A 7,263-nucleotide genomic window follows, 5' to 3' on the forward strand; every position below is an offset into this window, starting at 1 on the left:
TCCCCCCTTATTGCATTATAGCCTCACTTTTTTCTTCATAGCCTCTATTACTTCATCTGGTACTAAGCCTTTAATACAGCCGTTAAACCTAAATACTTCCTTTACCAGACTAGAGCTCAGATATGAATACTCGCCGCTAGTCATCATAAAGATTGTTTCAACATCGGGATTGAGTTTTCTATTCATCAAAGCCATTTGCAACTCATATTCAAAATCTGAAACGGCTCTTAGCCCTTTTACAATGCTGCTAATGTTATTTTTCGTAACATAATCAGCCAGCAGACCAGAAAAACTATCTATTTCAACATTTTGGATGTCTTTCGTAACTTGAAAAAGCAAGTCCATCTTTTCCTCAACAGTAAAGAGAGGTGTTTTATTGGCATTATGTAATACAGCAACAATTACTTTATCAAACAACTTCGATGATCTTTTGATGATATCGAGATGTCCATTCGTTACTGGATCAAAGCTACCTGGATATACTGCTATTCTCATTTTAATGCCTCCCTTGAATAGATCGAAATATTGGTATCTCCATATCGTCTATCCTTCATCTTTAGTAAGTTTCCTATTTCATCTGGTAAAACATCTTCAACTTTGTGCTCAATAACGATGATTCCATCAGTATTCAACAATCCATTTACTTCAATACCTTCCACGCAAGGAATAATGAATCCTTTCATATATGGTGGATCTAAAAATATTATATCAAATTTTTCGCCCTTTATAGCAAATTCCTTTAAAGCTCTTATAGCATCGGTCAATAAAACAACACTTTGATCCAAAAGTCCTAGAATTGTTAAATTCTCTTTTACGATCCCTAGGCTTTGCTTATTATTCTCAATAAAATAGGCTTTTTGTGCTCCTCTACTTAATGCTTCAATACCTAGACTTCCCGAGCCAGCAAATAAATCTAATACAATACTGTCAGCAAGATGGGAATATATCATGCTAAAAATTGACTCTTTTACACGATCTGTTGTAGGTCTTGTATGGAGTCCATCAGGAGCCTTTATTTTTCTGCCTCTTAATTCACCAGCAATTACTCTCAAAAGTATTCCTCTCCCTTCAATAAATATTTTAGCATATATGTAAAATATAAACAAAAAGAATCTTACACGTTTCGACGTATTCTTTGTATAAAAATAACCTATATGCACATATTATATACAAGCACATTAAATATAATTCCCCTTATAGCTCTTCCTTCATTTCTCCTCTCCCAATACTGGTGATTCCTCGCCAGTATTTTATTTTTCATTCTCAGTTCTCATAATAGGTATATTCTAATCCATTGTTCGATTTTCATTGTAAAATAAAAAAGACACACAAAGTGTGTCTTTTTTATTTGGATAGGATAGAATTCTTATCTACCTGCCATTGATCTTTCAGCCATCTCAACTAGTCTCTTAGTCATGTATCCACCTACATAACCATTTTGTCTAGCTGTTAAATTTCCTTTATCTACTGTTTGATAGTTGCTTAATCCTAGTTCTCCAGCGATTTCAAGTTTCATAGAATCTAATGCAGCTTTAGCTTCAGGAACTACCTTTTGATTTGTGTTTCTTGACATCTCGTCTTCACCTCCTGTTGTTTGTACTATTAATTTAACCCGTATAAGTTTTTTTACTCTAGCAATTTTTTCATGTTCTGCTAACAAATTCAGTCTTTATTATATAAAAAAAGAAAGACTGATTCAGTCTTTCTTTTTTATCATTCTTATCTACCTGACATTGATCTTTCAGCCATCTCAACTAGTCTCTTAGTCATGTATCCACCTACATAACCATTTTGTCTAGCTGTTAAATTTCCTTTATCTGCTGTTTGATAGTTGCTTAATCCTAGTTCTCCAGCGATTTCAAGTTTCATAGAATCTAATGCAGCTTTAGCTTCAGGAACTACCTTTTGATTTGTGTTTCTTGACATCTCTTTTCACCTCCCATTAAATTCTAATAATAATTTAACCATTTGGAGGGAAATTATTTCTAGTAGATTTTAGCAGTTTAGTTATAGCATGGAAACATACTAAAGACTAATTTCTCCTAGTGTATCTTTGAATTTTTCAACAAGCTTTCTTCTTAAGGCAATATTTTTTCCCAAAGAAAGAGCCTTATCTTCTTCTAGAAGGATAGCTGCTTCCTTTTGTGCATGTTTTAATACATGAATATGTTTAAATAAATTGGCGATTTTTAATTCAGGGATTCCATGTTGTCGTGTACCGAAGAAATCGCCTGGCCCTCTAAGTTCTAAATCTTTCTCAGCAATAATGAAACCATTTTCTGATTGTTCCATCACTTGCATTCTTTCTTTTGTACGATCATTTTTGCTATTACATATCAAAATGCAATAGGATTGATATACACCTCTTCCTACACGCCCCCGTAGCTGGTGTAGCTGAGCCAACCCAAATCTCTCGCTGTTTTCAATGATCATTACGGATGCATTCGGTACATTCACACCTACTTCAATTACTGTTGTCGACACCAGTACATCCAATTTCCCTGATTTAAATTCGTTCATTACTGCTTCTTTCTCTTGCCCTTTCATTTTGCCGTGAAGCAAACCAATCCGAAAATCCTTTAAATAATGGGTGCTTACCTCTTCAAAGATGTCCAAGGCTGATTTGGCCTCAATACTTTCTGATTCTTCGATCAGAGGACAAACAATATAGACCTGACGTCCCTCAGTAATTTGATTTTTAGCGAAATCATACGCCATCCTACGTCTTTCCTCTTGTATGCACATCGTCTTTATTTTTTTTCTACCTGGAGGCAATTCGTCAATCGTAGATATATCTAAATCTCCGTATAAAATCAACGCCAATGTTCTTGGAATAGGTGTTGCAGTCATAACAAGAATGTCTGGATTCAAGCCCTTGCTAGAAAGTACAGCCCTTTGCCTCACACCGAACCTATGTTGTTCATCCGTAATAGCAATCCCTAGTTTATAAAAAGTAACATTTTCTTGAATGATCGCATGGGTACCAATTAAGAGATCGATTTCTCCTAGCTCTGTCCTTTTTAAAATTTCTTCTTTTTTCCTTTTAGGAATACTACCTGACAAAAGTGCTATTTTTACACCCAAAGGTTCCAATAACTCTCTCGCAGAATGTAAATGCTGTTCTGCCAATATTTCAGTAGGAGCCATCAAAGCTCCCTGATAACCATTCAGTATCGCTTTATATAGGGCAATTAATGCAATAATCGTTTTTCCTGATCCTACATCTCCTTGAATTAAACGATTCATCGTTTTTTCCTGCTCCATATCATTTTCGATTTCATCTAATACTTTTCTCTGGGCATTTGTCAGTTTATAGGGCAGCGTATCAATGAATTTGTATAATTCCGGTTTTCTTTCGAATGAAATTCCCTCTTGGTTCATGATCAGCCTGCTCTTTGTTAAAGATAAGCCTAACTGGAGAATAAGTAATTCTTCAAAAACAAGTCTGTATTTTGCCACTTTTAAGTGTTGGGGTGATTGGGGAAAATGAATATTACGAATGGCATAATGAATATCACACAAACGATTTCTTAGAACCGTATCCTGCGGTAGGTATTCATTCAATAAATCTAGATAGCTATGCAACACCTGCTTTTGGATGCTAATGAAATCATTTTGAGACAAACCCTCTGTAAGGCTGTAAACGGGGAGAATTCGCTCAAATAAATTTCTTTCTTTATTGTTTGCAAATTCATATTCTGGGTGCAGAATCTGAATTTCACCGAATGCAATTTTCACTTTACCATTAAGATATATTTGTTCCCCAATAGAAAAAGATTTTTGAACATATGGTGTATTATAGAAAACCGCATAGGCAGTACCTGATGCATCACGAACAGGTAATTTATAGATACTAAAATTTCTTTTTACTGCAACTTTTTCAACATCGCCTTGGACAATTACCCGTAAAGAAGCTTTCTCCTCATTTTTAAGATTTTTGATGCTTTCAATATGCCGCCTATCCTCATACTCTCGTGGAAAAGTATATAGAAGATCTTCAATTGTATCAATTCCCAGTTTTTGAAATCGCTTATATTTGGCAGGTCCTATTCCTTTTAAAAATTGAACAGTTTTCTTTAGTTCGCTCATTTTTAATACCTCCCAATACGTAGAAAAAGGAAACGGTTTAATCCATTTCCTATTCTATAGAGAAAATATAGTAATATAACGGTTGACCGCCGAAATAAACCTCAATATCGATATCGTCCCGTACTTCAGATATCTTATTTGCTAGTTCCTGTGCTTTCTCAACAGATACATCCTCACCATAGAAGATGGTAACCATTTCAGTATCTTCAGTAATCATATTCTCGAGAAGTTCAAATGATACTTCATCAATATCACTTCCCACCTGTTTTATTTCTCCATCCTGCATCCCAAGAATATCATCTTTTTTAATTTCAATATCATTGAATTGTGTATCTCTCACCGAATAAGTCACTTGACCCGTTTTTACGTTTTTCATGGCTCCCATCATTGCCTGGGTATTTACCTCACTGCTTTCATCGGCATTAAATGCCAAAACAGCTGCAATGCCTTGTGGAACTGTTTTCGTAGGAATTACGATAATATTCTTCTCAGACAATTCCTTTGCTTGATTTGCTGCCATGATAATATTACTATTATTTGGAAAAACAAATATATTCTTAGCAGCAATATGATCAATTGCATTCTTAATGTCCTCGGTACTTGGATTCATGGTTTGACCACCAGTAATGATTTCATCTACATTCAAATCTTTAAAAATATCTGTCAAACCTTTTCCCATAGTTACAGCAATCATTCCGTACTCTTTTAAGTCCACCGGCTCGTCCTGAGGCATTTTCGATTCAAATATCCGATTTTGATGTTGATATCTCATATTATCTATTTTTATATTGATTAATTCACCTAGTCTTAATCCCTTTTCTATCACTTCGCCAGGATTATTGGTATGTATATGGACCTTAGCCATATTCTCATCCCCTACAACCAGCATACAGTCTCCATAATCACCGATAGCCATTTTAAAATTGTCGATATGAATATTTTTTCCTTTGATAATGAATTCAGTACAGTAACCAAAAGTTATTTCCTCATTTTCCATGATGCTATCATGGACGATAGGTTGGATAACATCTACTGACTCAATAACCGTCTCTTTACCTGTGATGGCCTCATAAAAGCCTTTTATGATAAATATGAGTCCTTTCCCACCAGCATCAACCACGCCTGCCTGTTTCAATACTTTTAACATATCCGGTGTTTTATCTAAAACCCTTTCAGCGTGGGCGATAATTGTTTCTAAAAAGCTTTCAATGCTTTCCTCCCTTTTTGAGATCTCAACAGCCTTCTCTCCAATTTCCCGAGCCACAGTAAGAATGGTTCCTTCAATAGGCTTCATCACTGCCTTGTAAGCTGTATCCGAAGCCCCTTTAAGCGCCACAGCTAAATCCATTATACTAAGCTTTTCTTTTCCTTTACAGCCTTTTGCAAATCCTCTGAACAACTGAGAAAGAATTACTCCAGAATTCCCTCTAGCACCCATTAAAGATCCATTGGCTGCTGCCTCTGCGATATCTTCTACAGTTCCGCCCTTTATATTTTGCACTTCCCTTGCTGCAGCCCCCATCGTCAAGGACATATTTGTTCCAGTATCTCCGTCAGGAACAGGAAAAACATTTAAAGAGTCCACTGTACTTTTGTTAGCCTCAAGCGAGTTTTTTCCCTGCAGAATCATTTTTCTAAGTTGTACACCATCAATATATTTAGCTTTCAAAGCAAGTTCCTCCTTAAATTACTTTTCTACTCTAACACCTTGAACATTAACGTTCACCTTTTTCACAGTCATCCCTGTCATATTTTCGATATTATACTTTACTTTGTCAATAATATTATTAGCCACAGCAGAAATATTGGTCCCGAACTCAACAATGATATATAAATCTATTAATATTTCATCGTTATCAGTAGATACCTTTACGCCCTTAGTCATATTTTCTCTCTTTAAAAGTTCAACCAAACCACTAGCTGCTGACTTCGTTGCCATTCCAACTAACCCATAGCATTCCATGGCAGACGCTCCTGCTATAGATGCAAGCACAGCATTATCAATAAAAACACTCCCAATTTCATTATCTAGCCTCGCTACCATCTTTTTACCTCCCCATGAGAATTTATATAAATAAGCGATTTGCAATATACGTATGAAATATATAATATATTTTATATTAATTATTTCACATATTCAACTTAAATCATGCGTAATTCTTTAATAGAAGTCATACTTTATAGAATATTTTATTACAACCCTTGCATACAATACCATGAATATGGTAAAATGAATATGTTTTTAACAAATGGTATAATCACTCGAAGGAGGTGTAATATATGTCAAGATCATGTGATGTATGTGGAAAAGGGAATATTACTGGAAACAATGTGAGTCACTCCAATCGTCATACAAGAAGGTCATGGAATGCCAACATAAAGAAAGTAAAAGCAGTAGTAAACGGTTCTCCGAAAAGAATCAGCGTATGTACTAGATGTTTACGTTCAAACAAAGTTGAAAGAGCGATCTAGTTTAGAAAAGCCTACCTTCACGGTAGGCTTTATTTAATGCCACAATCATTCACAAATAATCACTGCTTATCCTCCATCGACTAACAGATAAATAATTTATACCCTGCATAGATTAAACCTAATCCACATAGAACCATCCAGACAGTAAATGGTAGGAATGTTACCGCGATGATGGCAAACCCAATTGTCAGAAGGACGATTCCCGTCAGCTTTTTATCAATTCTTCTCCAGAAATTATAGGGGTATCTTCTCCTTCCCATAATATATACGCTCCTTTTAAATTATTTTAAGAAACACGATAGCAAAGCAAATAATCAAGAATAATAAAATTATATACCATAGCCATAGGGGAATCATTTCGACGATAATAACCGAACCGATGAGTGCTAACAATATCCCAAAAATCCTTCTTAGCAAATATGGTCTCCTCAAAATATCACCCCATTACTCTCTACATTATTTTGCATCTGATGTTCCAATTAACTGGACATTTTAAAACTTTACTCCCATTCCCTTGTGTACGTCCCATAAAACTGTCAAATGCTATTACATTATATTCAACCGGCTTTAAAATTGACACAAATAAAAAAGGTACACAATGTGTACCTGAGACTGTTGACAAAGTCCACCCGAAAGGGTGGATATTTTTTATGTGTCAAAAAGGGATTACGAAGTTAATGTAGAATATATAAAGTGAGGTGA

At 35.2% G+C, this 7,263-nt stretch carries 9 protein-coding genes; 1 reads left to right on the forward strand and 8 read right to left on the reverse strand.

The window, feature by feature from the left end; all coding sequences use genetic code 11:
• Positions 1-15: 15 nt before the first annotated feature.
• From coaD to HNQ80_RS19360, 7 genes are all read right to left on the reverse strand, one after another.
• A complete protein-coding gene (gene coaD / locus HNQ80_RS19330; RefSeq protein WP_184312334.1) occupies positions 16-495 on the reverse strand; it encodes a pantetheine-phosphate adenylyltransferase in 480 nt (159 codons plus the stop codon).
• Positions 492-1,052 carry a 16S rRNA (guanine(966)-N(2))-methyltransferase RsmD gene (gene rsmD, locus HNQ80_RS19335; RefSeq protein ID WP_184312335.1) on the reverse strand — a complete coding sequence of 187 codons (561 nt, stop codon included), beginning with the start codon at positions 1,050-1,052 and terminating at the stop codon, positions 492-494. Before rsmD ends, coaD begins: the two co-directional genes overlap by 4 nt.
• 314 nt (positions 1,053-1,366) lie before the next feature.
• Positions 1,367-1,573 carry an alpha/beta-type small acid-soluble spore protein gene (locus tag HNQ80_RS19340; protein ID WP_184312336.1) on the reverse strand — a complete coding sequence of 69 codons (207 nt, stop codon included), beginning with the start codon at positions 1,571-1,573 and terminating at the stop codon, positions 1,367-1,369.
• A 146-nt stretch (positions 1,574-1,719) separates the two neighbouring features.
• Entirely contained in the window at positions 1,720-1,926 is a 207-nt protein-coding gene (locus HNQ80_RS19345) for an alpha/beta-type small acid-soluble spore protein (protein WP_184312337.1), read from the reverse strand.
• A gap of 99 nt (positions 1,927-2,025) precedes the next feature.
• Positions 2,026-4,089, reverse strand: a complete 2,064-nt coding sequence (recG, locus tag HNQ80_RS19350) for an ATP-dependent DNA helicase RecG (RefSeq protein ID WP_184312338.1) — start codon at positions 4,087-4,089, stop codon at positions 2,026-2,028.
• A gap of 49 nt (positions 4,090-4,138) precedes the next feature.
• Entirely contained in the window at positions 4,139-5,758 is a 1,620-nt protein-coding gene (locus HNQ80_RS19355; RefSeq protein ID WP_330602963.1) for a DAK2 domain-containing protein, read from the reverse strand.
• Between the two features lie 18 nt (positions 5,759-5,776).
• Positions 5,777-6,133 (reverse strand): Asp23/Gls24 family envelope stress response protein, encoded by a 357-nt coding sequence (locus tag HNQ80_RS19360; protein WP_184312339.1) that lies wholly within the window; start codon positions 6,131-6,133, stop codon positions 5,777-5,779.
• 236 nt (positions 6,134-6,369) lie between these two features.
• On the opposite strand from HNQ80_RS19360, the gene rpmB reads away from it, so the two are divergent.
• On the forward strand, positions 6,370-6,561 hold the full coding sequence (gene rpmB / locus HNQ80_RS19365) for a 50S ribosomal protein L28 (protein ID WP_184312340.1): 192 nt from the start codon (positions 6,370-6,372) through the stop codon (positions 6,559-6,561).
• A gap of 80 nt (positions 6,562-6,641) precedes the next feature.
• Here rpmB and HNQ80_RS19370 read toward each other — a convergent pair whose 3' ends face one another.
• Positions 6,642-6,821, reverse strand: coding sequence for a hypothetical protein (locus HNQ80_RS19370; RefSeq protein WP_184312341.1), 180 nt, complete (start codon positions 6,819-6,821; stop codon positions 6,642-6,644).
• Positions 6,822-7,263: the final 442 nt, after the last annotated feature.

Origin of the sequence: Anaerosolibacter carboniphilus, assembly GCF_014205875.1 — a bacterium.
Classification (GTDB): domain Bacteria; phylum Bacillota; class Clostridia; order Peptostreptococcales; family Thermotaleaceae; genus Anaerosolibacter; species Anaerosolibacter carboniphilus.

Excerpts from the sequence above, each read along its gene's own strand:
- coaD (WP_184312334.1), bottom strand. The coding sequence starts at position 495 with ATGAGAATAGCAGTATATCCAGGTAGCTTTGATCCAGTAACGAATGGA.
- HNQ80_RS19340 (WP_184312336.1), bottom strand. The coding sequence starts at position 1,573 with ATGTCAAGAAACACAAATCAAAAGGTAGTTCCTGAAGCTAAAGCTGCA.
- HNQ80_RS19345 (WP_184312337.1), bottom strand. The coding sequence starts at position 1,926 with ATGTCAAGAAACACAAATCAAAAGGTAGTTCCTGAAGCTAAAGCTGCA.
- recG (WP_184312338.1), bottom strand. The coding sequence starts at position 4,089 with ATGAGCGAACTAAAGAAAACTGTTCAATTTTTAAAAGGAATAGGACCT.
- HNQ80_RS19360 (WP_184312339.1), bottom strand. The coding sequence starts at position 6,133 with ATGGTAGCGAGGCTAGATAATGAAATTGGGAGTGTTTTTATTGATAAT.
- rpmB (WP_184312340.1), top strand. The coding sequence starts at position 6,370 with ATGTCAAGATCATGTGATGTATGTGGAAAAGGGAATATTACTGGAAAC.
- HNQ80_RS19370 (WP_184312341.1), bottom strand. The coding sequence starts at position 6,821 with ATGGGAAGGAGAAGATACCCCTATAATTTCTGGAGAAGAATTGATAAA.